We start from the raw sequence: 17,765 nt of genomic DNA, 5'->3' as shown, positions 1-17,765 counted from the left end.
CAAGGTGAGTGCTGATGCGCTCCCGGACCACGAACGAGATTTCCCGTCTTTCCTTCTGGCTGCGCGTGCGCGAGTTCGCCGTGCCGCCGTCCATGATCGAGTCTGCGACCGCCCGCCGCGCCACCGGGGACTGGGCGGGAGCGTGTGCCGCGGCACACGTCGACATCGATCTGAACCTGCGCTCCGCGGCTCGCTCACACGGCCAGGAGTTCGCGGCCCGCGTCCGGGCCGATCTCCGCCATCTGGCTCCTGACCTGCTGCGCTGGCACATGCCGAGGATCGCACCGAACGGCCTGCTGCGCCCGGGCCTGACCATCTCCCTGGTCCGATACCACCCGGCGTCGCATGGGGGTGGCGGCACGGTGCACCTCGTGGCCAGGACTCCGCCGGCTTGGGCGGATGCCGGTCAGCGGATCGGCCTGGCTCTGTGGGACGGGCCCCGGTCCGAGACCGGTCCGCATCCGCATCCCCGTCCTCACCGGCGCTTCCGCCTCGACCTGCACCGCCACCTGTGGGACGTCCGCAGGATCGATGAGCTACGGGTCCGCTCTGGGGCGGACCCGCCGCCCGCCGGCGGCCGTCCCGCTCCGAACCTGGACGTACTGCTGGAGCGCGGCTGCGCCGTGGACCGTTGGGCGGCCGAGGCGTCGATACTGCTCCGCGAGGAAGGGCGGGCCGGCGGCGCGGTCGCCGTGCGACTCGGGCGGCGGCGTCAACTGGTGCTGGAGCCGGCAACGGACGGGGCTACCTCCGGACTCCCGGCGCCGCGGATGACGACGGCCCCCGCGAGGGGTGGCGGGTCCGCGCTGCCGGTGCTGCCCGACGCGGCGACGTGGGTGCTACCCGACCTGGCGTTGCTTCGCGCCGGGCTGCTCGAGGCCGACCGGCTGCACCCGCTCGTCGCGTCGGCGCTTGTGCCAGGCCGTTCCCAGACCGGCGCTCCACGGATCTCTGACGGCGGAGCCCATCACCGCTTGGTCGAGTGCCGTGGCGCCCGGCACCGGATCGGTCTCGTGAACGGTGTGCTCGTCCCGCTGGACCACGACCCGGCGGAGATTCGCCGCGAGGAGTTGCTGGCCGCGCTGACCGGCACCCCGCTGCCCTGCCTGCGGGTGATCGACGAGGCACACCGCGCCCCGGAGTGTCTCATCGACGTTCGCGCACGCCTGGACCACGGCGACGCCGCCGGTGCTCTGGCCGCCGTCGAAGGTCTCCTCGGGCCCGGTGCACCGCTGCCCAAGGGCGCCCTACGGGACGAGTTGGAGATGGCGGCGCTGCGGCGAATCGCCCATGGACTGTTCCGGGCCGGACTGGCCGGGATCGGACAGGGGCCCGCCACCCGACCTGACCGCCGTCTCGGCGGCGACCGCGCGCGTCCGCGCCACGCGATGTCCCGCTGATTCGCGGGCCTCATCCTCCCTGTGCCGTCTCACCGCGTTCCCGTTCTGACCACGCCCGGCTCGACCAGACCTCAGAGGTGATCCAATGCTCGCATCCGTCCTGCCCGCATCTCCGTCCACCGCCACCGCCGCGTCCTCTGGCCCGGCTCACGCCTCCAGGCTGGACGTCGCCGCCGATCTGCTCGCCCTGCTCCACGACACGGCCACGGAGCCGCGCATCGACACGCAGCTGGAGGCGCTGACCCTGGCCGTGGCAGCCGACCTGCCGGTGCTGCTGTGGGGTGAGCCGGGGATCGGCAAGACCGCGGCTCTGAAACAGCTCGCCGCGGCCCTCGACCTGCCGCTGACCACGGTGATCGCCAGCGTGCACGAACCGTCCGACTTCTCCGGCCTGCCCGTGGTCGGCGACGACCCCGCGGTGCAGGGCGTCCCGATGGCCCCGCCGGACTGGGCCGTACACCTGGCCAGGGCGGGCCGAGGACTGCTCTTCCTGGACGAGCTGTCCACGGCGCCGCCGGCCGTTCAGGCCGCTCTGCTCCGCCTCGTGCTGGAGCGGCGGGTCGGCGCCTTGCGGCTACCCCCCGGAGTGCGGATCGTGGCGGCCGCCAATCCGCGGTCCTCCGCGGCCGACGGCTGGGAGCTGAGTGCGCCCCTGGCCAACCGGTTCGTTCATCTGCAGTGGGCTCACGACCACGAGGTCGTGGTGCGCGGCCTTGGCGGGACCTGGCCGCGGGCATCGCTGCCACGGCTCGACCCGGATCGGTTGTCAGAGGCCGTGACGTTCGCCCGGCGTGCGGTGTGCGGGCTCCTCGCCGCCCGCCCCACCCTCGTGCATCGGCTGCCGAGCAACGAAGCCCGCCGGGGCGGCCCATGGCCCTCACCCCGCAGCTGGGAGATGGCACTGTGTCTGACCGCCTTCGCCACCGCGGCGGACACGTCCCGGGACGTACTGTCCATGCTGGTCCGGGGCACGGTAGGGGACGGCCCGGGGCTGGAACTGCTGGCCTGCCTGGACCGGATGGACCTCCCTGACCCCGAGGTGCTGCTGGCCGACCCGGCGGCGGCCGACCTCCCAGAACGGGGCGACCTGCGCCAAGCCGTGCTCGACGGCGTGGTGGAGGCGGTCCGGAAGCGGCCGGAGAAGTCTCGCTGGGACGCGGCGTGGGCACTGCTGGCCCGAGCGCTGGAGACCGGAACCCCGGATCTGGTGGTCGTACCCGCGACCACGCTCGCCGCGCTGCGCCGCGCGGACTGGGATGTCCCGGCGTCGATCGAGAAGCTCGCCGGGGTGGTGTCCCTGAGCAGGCAGGCGGACGACGCCGCGGCGCGGGTCGCCGCCGTCGCGGGGCCGGGCCGATGACGTCCGGCGTGGAGAGGACCCTGAACCTCGAGAAGCTCTTCGCCGCCCGGCTGCTCGCCACCCGGGCTCGGCCCTACCTGGCGACGGCGCTGTTCGCGCTGCACCCGGTGGAGTCGCGACTCGTGCCGACGATGGCCGTGGACCGAGACTGGCGATGCTACGTCTCACCGGCGTTCGTTGACCGGACCCCTGTGGAGGAGCTGGCAGGGGTGTGGGTACACGAGGTCTCCCACCTGCTGCGCGACCATCACGGGCGTAGCGACCGGGTCGCCTTGGAGCGGGGACTGACCGGACCGGGGGACCGGCTGCGGATGAACATCGCCGCGGACTGCGAGATCAACGACGACGTGTTCGGGGACGGGCTGGCCCGGCCCGAGGGCGCCGTCGAACCGGGGACCCTCGGGCTGCCCGAGGGGGAACTCATGGAGGACTACCTGCGCCGGTTCCGGCTCGGGCCGTACACGCAAAGCCTGGTCTGGCTGGACTGCGGCAGTGGCGCCGACGGGCTGGACCGGGAGTGGGACCTCGGACCGGACGGTGCGAACGGGCTCAGCCCACAGGAACGAGACGCGGTCCGGTTCCGGGTCGCGGAAGGCATCACCGCCCGCCCCGGGAACGTCCCGAAGGGGTGGGGGCGGTGGGCGGAGGAGGCGTTTCACCCGCCGCAGCCGTGGCGGGAACTCCTCGGCGCGGCGGTCCGCTCGGCGGCCTCCGGCCCGGGTGCGGGTGAGGACTACACCTACGGCCGGCCGTCGCGGCGGTCCGCCGGCCTGCCCGGCGTCGTCCTGCCGAGCCTGCGACGCAGGCCGCCTCGGATCTCCGTGGTCATCGACACCTCCGGGTCGGTCAGCGACGCCGAACTGGGTAGCGCGCTTCTGGAGCTCGCCGCGATCGTCCGTGTCGTGGGCGGCCGGCGCGACCTGGTCAGCGTGCTGTCGTGCGATGTGGCGGCCCGGGTCGTGCACCCGCTGTGCCGCGCCGAGGGAATCCCGCTGGTGGGCGGTGGCGGGACGGATCTGCGTACGGGCTTCGCCAAGGCGCTGCGGGCGACGCCGCGGCCGGACGTCATCGTGATCCTGACCGACGGTCAAACCCCCTGGCCGGACACGCGGCCACCGTGCCGGACAGTGGTGGGACTGTTCCCCCGGAGGAGGGGGCCCCGATCGTGGGACGAGGACGATCCCGATTACGTGCCGGACGCGCCGCCCGAATGGGCACGGGTGGTCGTCATCGGCTAGCCGTTCCGGCCGCCCGGTTCGGGCCGGACGTGGTGGCCTCGTCCGCTGGACGAGGCCGCCGTGTCACCGCGGTCCCGGCGTGAGCCGGCGGCGATCCTCTACGCTCTGCGCATGATCCACCGAGGGTGAGAGGGGACTTCCGTGGCGGAGGAGCTGTCGAGGCTGACGGGCCTGCTGTACGAGATCGGCCTGCTCAAGCGCTACAAGCGCACGGGCTGGCTGGTCGCGGGAGTACGGGACCCCGAGAGCGTCGCCGACCACTCGTTCCGGACGGCGATCATCGCGAGCGTGATCACCGCGCTGGAGGGCGGAAACCCGGAACGGGCGGCGTTCATGAGCCTGTTCCACGACACCCAGGAGACCCGGATCACCGACATCCACCACCTCGCCAGGCGCTACCTCACCGCGGCCTCCAACGAGGAGGTCACCGCCGACCAGGTACGCGGAGTCCCCCGGCCGGTGGCGGAGATGGTGAGCGGCGCGGTCGGCGAGTATGAGCGGAAGGCCAGCCTCGAGGCCGTCTGCGCCCGTGACGCGGACAAGCTGGAGTGCCTGATCCAGGCCCTCGAGTACCGCGAGCAGGGACACCAGAACATGCAGCCGTGGATCGACAGCTCGCTCGCGGCGCTGAAGACGCCGTCCGCCAAACGTCTGGCGGACGAGGCGCTCGGCACGGGCTCGCTGGAGTGGGTGACCCGCCTCCTCAACGAGGACCGGGACACCTGACGCCGACGCGCGGGGCCGGGGCACCGGCGCGTCGCCGGGCAGGCTGCGGTGGCACGTCAGGGCGTGATCGCCGGCGATACGGCCTCCCACGCGAACCCGTCCGGGTCGGTGAAAGACCCGGCGTCGCCGCCGAGCATGAGCCGGTGCGATCCGGTGCCGTCCACAGGAACGCCGACATCCTTGGCAAGGGCACGCCGCCCGTACAGCGCCAGCTTGACCGGACTCGACGCGGTGGCGAACTCGACGTACTTGCGGCCGAAGCTCCTCGCCACGACGAGGCCGCGGTCAACGTAGAACCGCTTGCTCGCGGCCACGTCCGCGGCTCCCAGCAGGAGCACGATCTCGTCGAACCGCCGGCCGGCCGGCCCGGTGTCCTTCTTCGCCGACGTCGCGACCTTCCAGATCGTCCCGTCCGGGGCCTGTACGACGCCGCCGTAGCCCCAGAACGACTTCGCGGCAGGCTTCAGCGTCGTGGCACCGGCGTCGAGGGCGGCGCCGATGAAGCTGTCGACGTTGGCCGGCTGGGACACCGTGAGCGACAGCGCGAAGCCACGGAAGCCGGTCGTCGGCGCCTCCGAGGCTCGCAGGCGCACCTGAGCGCCCAGACCGAAGGCGGTGTAGAAGCGGTCGGCGGCCGCGGTGTCGGCCACCTCGAGGGTGATGGATGCGATGGAAGTCATGGCCATCACGCTATTCGCGGCTCGGTGACCGGCGCTTCTCGATTCCTGACCGGTCTCGTCACCTGCTTCGCCACGCACGACGGCATCCCCGCCGTCGTGCGCGCCGCCTGGCGCCGGTAGGCGCTGGGCGGCATACCGACCAGCTCGGTGAAGCGACTGCTGAAGGTGCCCAGCGACGAGCAGCCGACCGCGAAACAGACCTCGGTGACGCTGAGATCGCCACGGCGCAGCAGCGCCATCGCGCGCTCGATGCGCCGCGTCATCAGGTAGGAGTACGGCGACTCGCCGTAGGCGAGCCGGAACTGACGGCTGAGGTGCCCGGCCGACATGTGCGCGCCACGGGCGAGCGCCTCGACGTCCAGCGGCTGCTCGTACTCCCGGTCGATCCGGTCGCGGACGCGGCGCAGCCGCGCCAGGTCGTTCAGGCGCTGTGCCTCGGCAAGTGCGCGCCCCCATGCGGGATGACACATGAGAGAACTCCTTTCATCGATGTCCGCGATCACCTGAGCCACACCAGGTGCTCGCCGGTGAGGGTGGAGCCGGTGGACGCCCTCGAAGACGACCCGGCCGCCGTCGTGGCCGAAGCCGGGACCGAGGTCGATGATCCGGTCCCCGTGAGCCATGACCGCCCGGTGGCGCCCATCATGGCCACCTCGGTCGCCGGACGGCTCAGCGAAGCTCCTGAATGCGGATCAGGTTGCCCGCGGGATCGCGGAAGGCGCAGTCGCGGATGCCGTACGGCTGCTCCGTCGGCTCCTGGACGACCTCGGCGTCGCCGGCCTGCAGCTTCTCGAAGACGCCGTCGAGGTCCCGGGTGGCCAGCAGGATCCAGCCGTAGGTGCCCTTGGCCATCATCTCGGCGATGGTGCGGCGCTCGTCCTCGGTGATGCCGGGGTCGACGGCCGGCGGCGCCAGGAGGATGGACGTGCCGGGCTGGCCGACGGGGCCGACCGTGATCCAGCGCATCTTGCCGTTCCCGACGTCGCTGCGCACCTCGAAGCCGAGGGTGTCGCGGTAGAAGGCCAGGGAGGCGTCCGGGTCGTCATGCGGGAGGGAGCTCGTGTGAATGGTGATGTCCATGGCCGTCACGTTATCCGCGGCTCGGTGACCGGCGCTTCTCGAATCCTGACCGGTTCGGCCACCTGTTCACCCGGGATCTCCACCACCGCCCCCGGTGATCGCGGGCCGGGACACCTGACGCCGAGGCGCGAGGACGGGGTACCGGCGCGCTGCCGGGCACCCGCGGGGACATGATCGCGGTGTCGTCCGGCTCCATCCGCTTCCGGCTTCCATCGTGCGACGGCACCGGGCGAGACCGGCGAGCGACAGCCCGGCCAATCCGAACAGCGGGATGCCACGAACAAGGAGAAAAGCCATCGGCGGGAAAGCCGGTCATTCTCCAGGGGTTCTCGTGGACGATCCGCCACCGAAATTGTGCGCCCAGCGAATCGTTGTCGGCCGCACGGGCGAACTGCCGGCGTGGCTACTCGATGGTATGTTCCGCCTGCGTCACGAAGTGTTCTACGAGCGCCTGCGCTGGGACGTCGACAGCGTTCACGGCATGGAACGCGATTTCTACGATGACTGCGATCCGGTCTACGTGATCACCTATCGGGTGGACTGCCAGGAGGTCACGGGGTGCTGCCGGCTGCTGCCCACCGACGGCCGTTACATGCTCCCCGAGGTCTTTTCCGAGACGTTGCGCGGTGGCGCCGCTCCTCGTGATCCGGCCGTCTGGGAGCTGAGCCGCCTGGCCACCGGCCGGGGCAGGTCTCGTACCGTGGCGGCGGGTCTCGGCCCCCTCGCCCGTGCGCTGCTCTGGGGGGCGTTCCGCTGGGTCGATCAGCACGGCGAAGCGGTGGTAGCGGTTTCGGGCGTGGCCCTGGAGCGCAGCGTGAACGCGATGGGCGTTCCTACCCGGCGATTGGGCGACGGTAAAGCGGCGCGCCTCGGCAGGCTTCTCTGCTCCGCCTACATCACATCGACCAGGGATTTTCTGGAGAACGCGCCGCCTGTTCCGGAAATGGAGACCGGTTGTCACGGTGATTGCGCTGCCGCTCGGGGCTGAGAGGCGATATCGCCGACGACGCCCACGAGCAGCGCCGGTCGATCGGTGATGGCCGCGATCGACCGACGCTCGTCAGTCATCGGGTCACGAGGCGATGCAGGAGTACAGGTCCTCCATGATCTGGTCGGGGTTGTAGAGGTACACGTGGTCGGTGACCGTATCGGCGAGCACCGGAGCGGTCAGCCCGTTGAGGTGCGCATTCGGCCGGGCCGTGCCGTGCCGGGGCCGACGTGGACCTTGAAGGCGAAGCTCAACGACGAAAGGACATCAATGTGCGTATCGCATTCGCAGCTCGTCCATTGCGAGGTCCCAGAAGGACCTGTAACGCTTGGCACCGGCCAGCCATGGCGCGAGATACCAGGCTTCCCACTCACCTTCAGGAGTTTTGACGTAGGGGTTGAGGAGAACGACTCCATCGTCCCAATACCCGGCCAGAAGGGTGTCGGATACATACTCCCCTCTCATGTCGCCGGAGACTTGCTCGTGTCCGTAGACGAAGTAGAGCTCGTCGGGCACGCTCCATGAGTTCTCGGGCTTGGGTTCTGACCAGCTCTCGGCGACCGAGGGGTCGACATCACGGAGCCAGCCGATTTCCTCGACACGCAGCAGGCGGCAGTCATCGTCGCTGCCCCACCCTTTGGCGAACAGGAGAAACTGCCGGTAACTCGGCGGCAGCTCCACACCCAGCCGCTCTTCAAGTCGGCGGACCTCTGCTTCGGTAGCCGGAGGATACAGATCGCCGAGTGGACTGACCGCCGGGTGACCAGAACCCTCGGTCACCGGATGCCTTGCGGGGAAGCGTTCAGACCATACGTACTGGGCACTCATTGTGAAGAAGGTATCCCGTTTCGAGTGGCTGCTGCGCGTGCGGCACAAAGCCAGGGCTGCCCCTCCCGATAACCTCCAGGTGCGGGACATACACGAGATGATCAAGGTATGGCATCTGTCGATGCTTACGAGTTGGTGCGCGATAGTGGCGAGGCGCGCAGGCGGTTGTCCGGCCGGCTCCGGGCTGGAGATCGAGATCGTGGCCTGACGGCTCTTGGGGCTGCGATGCGAGGATGGAGGGATGGTCAGTTTTACTTCATATGACGGGACCGTGCTCGTCTGTCATGAGCGGGGAGAAGGGCCGGCGCTGGTCTGCTTGCCGGGCGGGCCGGGGCGGTCCTCGCGATACTTGGGAGATCTCGGTGGTCTAGCGGCTCAACGTCGGCTCTTCTTGCTGGACAATCGAGGAACCGGCGAATCCGCGGCGCCACTTGATCCAGACACGTATGCGATGGACCGCATGGTCGCGGATGTCGAGGCGCTGCGTGTGCGTCTGGGGTTCGAGCGGATGGACTTGCTCGGGCATTCGGCGGCTGGAGGGCTGGCGTTACTGTATGCGGCCCGGTATCCCGAACGGATAGGGCACCTGGTGTTGGTCACACCGAGCGTGCACCCGGTGGGGATCGAGATAACCGATGAGCAGTGGTACGCCCAGATCGAGCGCCGAGCCGATGAGAGCTGGTACGAGAGCAGACTGCCAGACCTCAAGGCGTGGGACGCGGGCGATGAGAGCCGGCGCCTGAGGGCGCAGCCGTTCTTCTACAGTCCTTGGAACGAGACCGCCGAAGCGCACGCCACACGGTTCGCCGAACGCTCGGTCGAGGCGGCGAAGCGCTTCCACACCACCATGCCCGATGCCGAGAAGACCCGGGCGAGCCTGGCGAAGGTCACCACGCCGGTCTTGGTGATCGCGGGAGAGCAGGATCCAGGACCATTGCCCGCGCACGCGGCCGAGCTGGCCGCGATCTTCCCGCGCGGGACCAGCATCGTGCTGCCCGGGGCTCACTACCCCTGGGTCACCGCTCCGAAAACCTTCGCCGAGGCGATCGAGGGATTCCTCAACGGCTAGCCGACCAGCAGCACGTCCCTCCGCCAATGCGCGGTCACACCGAAAGCGGCAGGTATTCGAACCAGTCGAAGGCGGCCGTGTTGGTGCTCGGGTGGCCGTTGGAGGAGGCGTAGAGGCCGATCATGGCGCCGGTGAAGCCTCCGGCCACGGTGGAGCCGAGGACGCGACCGTCCATCGGGGCCCCGAGGTCGGTCCACTCGCCGGGGCGCAGCGCGTAGCGGGCCTGGTAGTCCTGGCCGTGGGCCTCCACGCCCAGCCACAGCGAGCCGGACGGGACGACGTCCGCGCGGGCCAGGAGGGTGTCCGTGCCGCCGGACCGGCGGGTGAGTTCCAGGCCGTGCGCGGTGAGGACGAGCGTGATGTGGAAGTCGTCGTTCTGGAACAGGACGAGCCCGGCGCACTCCTTCCCCTGGGGGCGGAACTCCATTACCGTGTGGGCCGCGAAGGCGATGTGCTGCTGCCGCCGGGCGACCAGGCTGGGCGCGGCCCGCTCGCTCAGGGTCTGCGGTCGCAGATGCAGGGTGAGCCGGCTGTCGGCCAGGCTCCAGTACGGTTCGCGGGGCGTGCGCAGGTGGTTCCAGACCGGTGCGAGGCGCGGGGCGTCGAAGTGGTCGCAGGCGGGGGTGGCGGGCCAGCGGCGCGCGGGGGTCGAGGGGGCCTGCGCGTACGGTTCCACCTGGTCGAAGACCGGCCAGCCGTCCTCCCAGCGGACGCGGGTGAGGAAGGTCTCGCGGCCCAGGTTGTAGCCCCTGGAGGCGCGGACGGCGGCCGTCGTGGGCTGGTCGCCGACGGACTCACCGTGGGAGTCGGTCGATCCGGTGTGGGAGCGGGTGGCGAGGAGACCCGCGGATCCGCCATGGAGGTCGATGACGGAGGAGGCCACGTGGGAGGGGCCGTCAGGGGAACCTGTGGACTCACCAGGGGGGCGGCCGCCGGCGGGAGCGGTGAAGGCTCCGTAGGGGCGGGTGGCGAGGAGGACCGACCACCACTCGCCCTCCGCGGTCCGGACCAGGTCGGGGTGGCCGACGCTGGTGACGGGGTGGAGCAGCCCGAGGTGGCGGTGGGTGAGAACGGGGTTGCGCGGGTTGCCCCGGTAGGGGCCGGTGATCCGCTCGGCCCTGGCGACCATGACGGCGTGGTCCTCGGCGGTGCCGCCCTCCGAGGTGAGCAGGTAGTAGTGGGCGCCGACCCGGTAGATGTGCGGGCCCTCGCACCAGACGCCGCCACGCTGCGCCGCCTCCCAGATCACGTGCTCCTCACCGAGCGGCTTGAGCGTGGCCGGGTCGAACTCGCGCAGCCAGATCTCGCTGTCGCCGTCGTAGCGCCCGGCGGCCCTTTGCCGGGTGCCGGTCATCCAGGCGCGGCCGTCGTCGTCGAAGAACAGTGAGGGGTCGAAGCCGCGCGTACCGGGCAACCAGACCGGGTCGCTCCACGGCCCGGCCGGGTCGGTGGCGGTGACCAGGAAGTTTCCCGGTTCGTCCATCAACGTGGTGATCATGTAGAAGACGCCCTCGTGATACCGGATGGTGGGGGCGTAGATGCCGCCGGACGGCCGTACGCCGTCCAGGTCGAGCTGGGACGGCCGGTCCAGGACGTGGCCGAGCTGCCGCCAGTGCACGAGGTCGCGGCTGTGGAAGATCGGGACCCCGGGGAACCATTCGAAGGACGAGGTGACGAGATAGTAGTCCGCGCCCACCCGGCACACCGAGGGGTCGGGGTGGAAGCCGGGGATGACGGGGTTGGTGTACACGAGACTCCCTTGGTGTGTCCGGGTCTTCCTTCGAGGGTCCCTGTGACCCGGGGCCGGGTCGACGCGGGCGGGCGTGTCAGGCCCCGTGACTGAGGGCCGGGTCGGCACAGGCGTGTGAGGCCCTGTGACTGAGGACCGGGTCGGCACGGGCGTGCCAGGCCCCGTGACCCGGGGCCGGATCGGCGCGGGCGGGCGGGCGGGTCAGGGATCCGTCCTGGTTCCCCGGGACGGGTGACCCTCCGGACATGGATCCCCGCGAGGAAGTGCCGGGCCCACCCCCCTGAAGGCCCGGCCCGGCACTCCCCGCAACCGGGTCCTCCCCCCTGGGGGAGGACGGACCCGGCGGTCTGACGGTCTCGCCTACTTGGCGAGCCGGAGCACCCCCCACCTCGACGTGTCGACGTAGCTCCGCCCGGTCGGGTCGTTCCAGGTCGCGGCGGCCGTGCGGGTGGTGCCCGTGGCGTCGTTGACCTGGACGTCGAAGCCGAGCAGGGCGTTTCGCGCCAGCGTCACGGTGGGCAGCGCGATCGCCGCCTCGACCACGTAGCCTCCGGCGACGCGGGTGGCCGCGCCCGTCAGGTTGTCCTTGACGGCGAAGGCGTCGAAGGTGCCGCCGACGGTCTTCCTGCCGGTGAAGCTGATCCGGTACTGACCGTCGTCATCGTCGTAGCCCTTGGTCTTGTTGTTCTCCGGGTCCACGAAGATCTCGACGGAGTCCTGTTCCCAGGCGTTCGGCGACTCCTCGCTGAGGGTGGGGTCGGTGACGCGGGCCAGGACGTAGAGGGTGCCCGCCCTCCACATGGCCCGCACCGCGGCGGTCGCCCCCGAGGTGCCCTGGATCCGGGTGCCGGTGGTGACCTCCGGGACCCTGCTCCAGGCGGCGTCCACGGTGCCGTCCACCACGGGGACGCCCTTCGGCGCGGAGGTCGTCCTGATCGCCGGGATCGGCACCAGCTCACCCGTCCAGGTGGTCTCCCGCCCGCCCGCGTCCGCCACGGCGACCCGGACGCCGGTCGCCGCGCCGGACGGGAGCAGTGCCTCGACCCGGTAGCCGGTGGCGGTCCTCTTGGTGTGCGCCTTGAAGCCGTGGGCGTGCGTGCCACCCCGCTGGATCCGGTACGGGGTGCCGCCCGCGGTGAACGTGACGGTGTCGGTCCTGTCGTCCGTGGCGTCGGTGACCTCGGCCAGCACGTACAGCCCGGCGGGGGTGGTGCGTGCCTGCCAGGTCGCCGACAGGTCGCCGCTCCGGGCGATGGGCGCGTCGGGCAGCAGGTTCCACTGGTCGTCCCGCTTGCCGTCCACCGTGACCGTGCCCGCGGGCGCGTTCAGGCTCCGGATGAGCGGGGGCAGCCTGTCCGGGTCGGCGATGCCCCAGTACGCGGGCTTGGCCTGGAGCTCGTCGTCGAACGGCAGCGGCGGGTTGAGACGGGTGATCGGGAAGGACGACAGCCAGGTCGCGTCGTCGGCGACGCCCCAGATCGTCACCGACGACAGGTGACGGGCCTGGCGCCGGAAGACGTCGAAGATCTCCCGGTACCGGTGGCCCTGCAGGGCCAGGACCTCGGCGGGCACCGTGTCGTAGGAGGTCGTGAAGTCGGTGTAGACGCTCACGTCCAGCTCGGTGACCTGCTGGTCGACGCCCAGCCCGGCGAACCCCTCGATCGTGTCCTCGATGTACGAGGCGGGCGGCTGCTCGACGTTGACGTGCAACTGGTGGCCGACCGCGTCGATCGGCACGCCCTCGGCGCGCAGCTTCCGCACCAGGTCGTAGAGGGCCTGCCGCTTGCGCGGGAACTCGGTGTTGTAGTCGTTGATGACGAGCGTCGCGTCCGGGTCCACCTCTCGGGCCACCCGGAAGGCGGTCCTGATGTAGTCGAGTCCGGCGATCTCGAACCACGGGGAGCGGCGCAGGCCGTCGGGCCGGTTCTCGTCGACGACCTCGTTGACCACGTCCCAGGTGCCGATCCTCCCCTTGTAGCGGCCCATCACGGCGCGGATGTGGTTCTCCAGCCGCCGGAGCAGGATCTCCTTGGTGGCGCCCTCGAACACCCAGGCGGGGGTCTGGCTGTGCCAGACGAGGGTGTGGCCGCGGAACTCCAGGCCGTTGGCGGTCGCCCAGTCGACCAGGTAGTCGCCGTCGGCGAAGGTGAACTCGCCCTCGACCGGCTCGGTGGCGTCCCATTTGAGGCTGTTGCCGAGGGTGACGCTCTCGTAGTGCCGGGTGATGAGTTTGGCGTGCTCGCCCAGGGTGGCGCCCCGGTAGAAGGCCGCGCCGATCGTGAACGGCAGCTCGTCCTTCAGCGGGGGGATGTCCGTCTGGATGGGCCTGGGCTCGACGTAGGTCATCCGGAAGTCGTCGACGTCGAAGGGCGCCGTCCCTTCGGCCGACTCGACGTAGACGCTCAGGAAGTCCACGTCGTGGGCCAGGGTGTAGGTACCCGCGAGTTCGGTCCACTCCCCCGCGGCCAGGGCCCTGGGCGCGGCCACCCGCTCGTAGGCGGGGGTGCCGTCCAGCCGCCGCTCGACCGACAGGCCGAGGCTCTGGGCGTCGGCGGTGCGCACCCACACCGACAGCGTGTACTTCGCCCCCTTGGCCATCCTGCCGAGGACGGTCCGCGACGGGCCGTCCCAGGAGGCCTGCCGGTTCGTGACGCCCAGCCCGTACGCGCCGGTGCGCGCGGAGGCGGCGCCCGGGGTGAGGGCGGAGCCGCCGCGCGCGGTCCACTCCTGCGCGGTGCCGGTCTCGAAGTCGCTGGTCAGGCCGGACCGGGTGGGGTCGGTGTCGGCGGTGACGACGATGTCGTCGAGCAGGAACTCGACGGTCTCGACGGAGCTCTCGGCGTACAGCGACAGTTCCGAGTCGGCCGTGTAGGCGTAGCTTCCGGACAGCGGGACCCACGCGGCGTCGGTGACGACGGCCGCCGCGACCCGCTCGTAGACGGTCGCGCCTCCGGCCGGGGTGCGCTGCACGGTGAGCGCGATCGTCGAGGACGGGCTGCCGGCGGCGGCTCGCGCCCACGCGGTCACCTCGTGGGTGACGCCCTTCTCGAACGGCGGGGTGAGGGCCGTGCCGTGCCAGGTGGCGGTACGGCCGGTGGTGAGCAGGGACCGGGTGCCGCCGTGCGCGGAGTCCGTGGTCGTGGCCACCGACACCCCGGAACCTCGCGGCCCCCAGCCCTGGGTCCCGGACTCGAAGTCGTAGGCGGCGATCGTGGCCGCCGTGGCGGCGGTCGTCGGCACCACCGCCAGGGCGCCCGCTACCAGGGACAGCGCGAGGGACAGCAGGGCGAGGACCGCTGGTCGCGGTATTTTCACGGGTGGCCGGGGGGTGCGCATCTTTCCTGGGCTCCTCGGTCAGGTAGGAGGGGCAGGTGGGAGCAGGTGAGGGCAGGTGAGGGCAGGTGGGAGCAGGCGTGTGTCAGGCGTCGCCGCGCGGGTTCTGCCCGTGCGGGTCCTCAGCGTGCGAGTCCTCACCGCGCGGGTTCTCCGCGAGCAGGTTCCCGGCGAGCAGGTCGAGCAGCGGCTCGCGCCGGACGCAGCGGGCCAGGGCGAAGGAGTCGGCCAGGGCGATCAGGTCCTCGTCGGAGCAGCCCCGCAGCAGCTCGGCGTACTCGGGAAGCAGCGCCTGCGCGATGAGGACGTGCCGGATCAGGTCGTCGATCTGGTAGCGGGCGCCCCACGGGTAGGGGTCCCAGGAGGGGAACTCGGTCTCCATCAGGCGGTGCAGGGGGGCCAGCTCGGTCGCCGACTCCTCCATCGTCGAGCCCCACCGGTCGGCGCCCAGCCGTCCCTTCTTGACGATGAAGTCACCGAACCGGCTCATGTACGGCTCGCCCGCGCTGACCAGCCCCTGCAGCCCGACGTCCTTGTACGTCCACAGCGACCAGCCGGCCTCGTACGAGTCGAAGATCTCCAGCTGGTCGCGGAGGATCCGGTAGCGCTGTTGGTCGACCTCCGGAACGCCGGTGTAGACGGGGCCGAACTCGCCGACCCAGATGGGGGTGCCGGTCTCGCGCTGGAAGGCGGTCCGCCGCTCGAACGAGCGCTCCAGCTGGGCCCGGTCCACCCACTCGCCACGGGTGTGGCCGGGGTAGGGGCCGCCGTGCGCGAATCCGGCCAGGGCGTAGTCGTGGCAGACGAAGACCGTGTTCTCGTACACCTCGCGGAAGATCGAGAAGTCGGTGGAGTAGGTGTTGCCGTCCAGGAACAGCACGTGTTTCGGGTCGACGGCGCGGACGGCCTTGACCAGGCGGTCGTAGAAGGGGCCGACGACCCGCCCGCTCGAATCGCCCGGCTCGTTGATCGGGTTGTATCCGGCCACCCAGGGGTTGTCCCTGTAGCGGTCGGCCATGACCTCCCACAGGTGGACGGCGCGGTCCTGGAAGTGCCGGTGCTGCCAGAACGCGGCGATGTGGGTGGGGTTGTCGGAGTGCCAGTGCTGGTTCTGCGCGCCGGGCAGGGCGTGCAGGTCGATGACGCTGTAGATGCCGTACCCGGCGAGCAGGCCGATGACCCGGTCCAGGTGACGGAAGCCGTGCTCGATGATCTCGAAGGGGCGGTCGTCGGACTCCAGGTGGTGGTAGTTGACCGGGATGCGCACGCAGTTGATGCCGAGGCCGGCCAGCAGCGCGGCGTCGTCGGGGCCGAAGAACGAGGTGAGCAGGCGGTCGAAGAACAGCTCGGCCCGGTCCTCCCCCAGCACCTCCCGGACCGCCGCGCGCATCGCGGACTCGTTGGCCGGGTAGCCGGTGATGAAGTTCTCCATGTTCAGCCAGCCCCCGAGGCCCACTCCACGCAGCCGTACCGGGGTGCCGGCCGAATCGACGAGACGGGATCCGGCGACACTCAGGGTCATGGTGTCTCACTCTCTACATGACGATCTGTCTACATGACGATCTGCTACAGCGATCTCTCTACAGCGATGGAATTCCGGTCAGCCCTTGGTGGCTCCCGCGGTGAGGCCGCTGATCAGCTGACGCTCGGCGACCGCGTAGAAGGCCAGGGCGGGAACCATCGCGACGATGACGTACGCCAGGACCTTGGCGGTGTCCGTCATGTACTCCCCCTGGAACTGCTGTACGCCGAGCGGCAGGGTCCACAGGCTGGGGTCGTTGAAGACCACCAGCGGGAGGAAGAAGTTGTTCCAGCTGGCCACGATCGCCAGCACCGAGACGGTGGCCAGGGCGGGTTTGGCTATCGGCAGCAGCACCCGCCAGAAGAAGCCGAAGGGGGTGCAGCCGTCGATGATGGCGGCCTCCTCGATCTCCCTGGGGATGGACCGGAAGAACGTCCGCAGGATGATCACGGTCAGCGGGAGGCCGAACGCGGCCTGCGGCAGGATCACCCCGAGCGGGTTGTCCAGCAGGCCGAACGTGCGTAGCAGGACGAACAGCGGCAGGATCGCCACCGCGAACGGGAACATCAGCCCGATGGCGAAGAGCGTGAACAGGAACTCCCTGCCCCGGAAGGCGAACCGGGCGAAGGCGAAGGCGGCCATCGCCGACAGCCCCACGACCAGCACGGTGGTCGCGACCGCGATGAACAGGCTGTTGAGGAGCTGGCGCCAGAACGCTCCGGAGACGATCACGTCGGTGTAGTTGTCGGTGACCCACGGGGAGGGCAGACCCAGCGGGTTGACGGAGAGCTGGTCGGAGGTCTTGAAACCGCCGAGCAGCCCGTACAGGAAGGGGACGACGATGAAGACGGCCGCCATCCAGATGACCACGTGGATCGGGTACGTGCGGAGCCGGGTGATCATCGGCGGCCTCCCATGGTGGTGCTGGCCCCTTCCAGGTCCCGGCGCAGGACGAACCGCTGGTAGCCGAGGGCGAAGACGAGACTGATCAGGAACATGACGACGCTGATCGCGCTGGAGTAGCCGATCTGGGACCGTTTGAAGCCGTACTCGAACATGCTGACGGCCATGGTCTCCGAGGCGTGCGACGGGCCGCCGCCGGTGAGGATCCAGACCAGGTCGAAGAGCTGGATCGTGCCGATGACGGACAGGAACGCGCTGACCCGGATGGTGGGGCCGAGCAGCGGCAGGGTGATGTGGCGGAACACGTCCCAGCTTCCGGCGCCGTCGATCCTGGCCGCCTCGCTCAGCTCCTTGGGGATGCCCTGCAGGCCGGCCAGATAGATGATCATGTGGAACCCGAAGTACTTCCAGGTGATCACCAGGAACAGCGAGAACATCACGGTGTCCGGTTCGGACAGCCAGGTCCAGGGCTCCAGCCCCCAGGAGGTCAGCAGCCGGTTGGCCAGGCCCGACTCGGGCGACAGGATCAGCGAGAACAGCACGCCGGTGATCGCCTCGGAGAGCATGTACGGCGCGAAGAACAGCAGCCGGTAGAAGGCCCGCCCGCGGATCCGCTGGTTCAGCATCACCGCCAGGCCCAGCGAGAGCGGCAGCTGCACCGCCAGGCCCAGCACGATCAGGATGGCGCCGTTGCGCAGGTCGCCGGCGAAGATGTCGCTCTGGAACAGCCGGGTGAAGTTGTCCAGGCCGACGAAGTTGCTCGGCGGGCCGATGCCGTTCCACTTGTAGAGGCTGGTGTAGCCGGCCACCAGGATCGGCAACAACACCAGGAGGGCGAACAGGATGAGCGCGGGGAGCACGAACAGGATCGCGGTGACCCAGCCGCGA

General features: G+C 70.4%; 15 protein-coding genes. 6 read left to right on the top strand and 9 right to left on the bottom strand.

The features are described from left to right. Nucleotides 1–14 precede the first annotated feature (14 nt). The 4 genes from ACSDR0_RS35700 (at nucleotide 15) to ACSDR0_RS35685 (ending at nucleotide 4,724) form a co-directional block, all read left to right on the top strand. Complete coding sequence (locus tag ACSDR0_RS35700; RefSeq protein ID WP_435293354.1) at nucleotides 15–1,400, top strand: hypothetical protein; 1,386 nt, start codon at nucleotides 15–17, stop codon at nucleotides 1,398–1,400. Nucleotides 1,401–1,485: 85 nt separating this feature from the next. Further along, the gene (locus ACSDR0_RS35695) at nucleotides 1,486–2,760 is read left to right on the top strand and encodes an AAA family ATPase (protein ID WP_435293353.1); all 1,275 of its coding nucleotides are present in this window, start codon (nucleotides 1,486–1,488) and stop codon (nucleotides 2,758–2,760) included. Nucleotides 2,761–2,768: 8 nt separating this feature from the next. After that, the gene (locus ACSDR0_RS35690) at nucleotides 2,769–3,998 is read left to right on the top strand and encodes a vWA domain-containing protein (protein WP_435293352.1); all 1,230 of its coding nucleotides are present in this window, start codon (nucleotides 2,769–2,771) and stop codon (nucleotides 3,996–3,998) included. Nucleotides 3,999–4,139: 141 nt separating this feature from the next. Beyond that, complete coding sequence (locus tag ACSDR0_RS35685) at nucleotides 4,140–4,724, top strand: HD domain-containing protein (RefSeq protein ID WP_435293351.1); 585 nt, start codon at nucleotides 4,140–4,142, stop codon at nucleotides 4,722–4,724. Nucleotides 4,725–4,780: 56 nt separating this feature from the next. Here ACSDR0_RS35685 and ACSDR0_RS35680 read toward each other — a convergent pair whose 3' ends face one another. The 3 genes from ACSDR0_RS35680 to ACSDR0_RS35670 form a co-directional block, all read right to left on the bottom strand. Further along, a complete protein-coding gene (locus ACSDR0_RS35680) occupies nucleotides 4,781–5,404 on the bottom strand; it encodes a glyoxalase (RefSeq protein ID WP_435293350.1) in 624 nt (207 codons plus the stop codon). Between the two features lie 5 nt (nucleotides 5,405–5,409). Then, entirely contained in the window at nucleotides 5,410–5,874 is a 465-nt protein-coding gene (locus ACSDR0_RS35675; RefSeq protein ID WP_435293349.1) for a helix-turn-helix transcriptional regulator, read from the bottom strand. 199 nt (nucleotides 5,875–6,073) lie between these two features. Beyond that, nucleotides 6,074–6,484, bottom strand: a complete 411-nt coding sequence (locus ACSDR0_RS35670; protein ID WP_435293348.1) for a VOC family protein — start codon at nucleotides 6,482–6,484, stop codon at nucleotides 6,074–6,076. Between the two features lie 331 nt (nucleotides 6,485–6,815). Between ACSDR0_RS35670 and ACSDR0_RS35665 the strand changes: the two genes are divergently transcribed. Then, nucleotides 6,816–7,472 carry an acyl-homoserine-lactone synthase gene (locus tag ACSDR0_RS35665; protein WP_435293347.1) on the top strand — a complete coding sequence of 219 codons (657 nt, stop codon included), beginning with the start codon at nucleotides 6,816–6,818 and terminating at the stop codon, nucleotides 7,470–7,472. 267 nt (nucleotides 7,473–7,739) lie between these two features. On the opposite strand, the gene ACSDR0_RS35660 is transcribed toward ACSDR0_RS35665, so the two are convergent. Continuing rightward, nucleotides 7,740–8,300: an SMI1/KNR4 family protein gene (locus tag ACSDR0_RS35660; protein ID WP_435293346.1), complete on the bottom strand. Its 561-nt coding sequence runs from the start codon at nucleotides 8,298–8,300 to the stop codon at nucleotides 7,740–7,742. A gap of 241 nt (nucleotides 8,301–8,541) precedes the next feature. Here ACSDR0_RS35660 and ACSDR0_RS35655 point away from each other — a divergent pair, with 241 nt between their 5' ends. After that, nucleotides 8,542–9,369 (top strand): alpha/beta fold hydrolase, encoded by an 828-nt coding sequence (locus ACSDR0_RS35655; RefSeq protein WP_435293345.1) that lies wholly within the window; start codon nucleotides 8,542–8,544, stop codon nucleotides 9,367–9,369. Between the two features lie 34 nt (nucleotides 9,370–9,403). Here the strand turns inward: ACSDR0_RS35655 and ACSDR0_RS35650 are convergent, their stop codons facing one another. The 5 genes from ACSDR0_RS35650 to ACSDR0_RS35630 form a co-directional block, all read right to left on the bottom strand. Further along, complete coding sequence (locus ACSDR0_RS35650; RefSeq protein ID WP_435293344.1) at nucleotides 9,404–11,119, bottom strand: glycoside hydrolase family 43 protein; 1,716 nt, start codon at nucleotides 11,117–11,119, stop codon at nucleotides 9,404–9,406. Nucleotides 11,120–11,479: 360 nt separating this feature from the next. Then, entirely contained in the window at nucleotides 11,480–14,455 is a 2,976-nt protein-coding gene (locus ACSDR0_RS35645; RefSeq protein ID WP_435293343.1) for an endo-1,4-beta-xylanase, read from the bottom strand. A gap of 82 nt (nucleotides 14,456–14,537) precedes the next feature. Then, nucleotides 14,538–15,974 (bottom strand): glycoside hydrolase family 5 protein, encoded by a 1,437-nt coding sequence (locus ACSDR0_RS35640; protein ID WP_435293342.1) that lies wholly within the window; start codon nucleotides 15,972–15,974, stop codon nucleotides 14,538–14,540. A gap of 78 nt (nucleotides 15,975–16,052) precedes the next feature. Further along, the gene (locus ACSDR0_RS35635; protein ID WP_435293341.1) at nucleotides 16,053–16,877 is read right to left on the bottom strand and encodes a carbohydrate ABC transporter permease; all 825 of its coding nucleotides are present in this window, start codon (nucleotides 16,875–16,877) and stop codon (nucleotides 16,053–16,055) included. After that, nucleotides 16,874–17,737 (bottom strand): carbohydrate ABC transporter permease, encoded by an 864-nt coding sequence (locus ACSDR0_RS35630; RefSeq protein ID WP_435293340.1) that lies wholly within the window; start codon nucleotides 17,735–17,737, stop codon nucleotides 16,874–16,876. Before ACSDR0_RS35630 ends, ACSDR0_RS35635 begins: the two co-directional genes overlap by 4 nt. Nucleotides 17,738–17,765 lie beyond the last annotated feature (28 nt).

The organism is Streptosporangium sp. G11, from assembly GCF_051192615.1.
GTDB lineage: Bacteria > Actinomycetota > Actinomycetes > Streptosporangiales > Streptosporangiaceae > Streptosporangium.
Note: the sequence above shows the minus strand (reverse complement) of the source record. Positions and strands in the feature narration are given on the sequence as shown.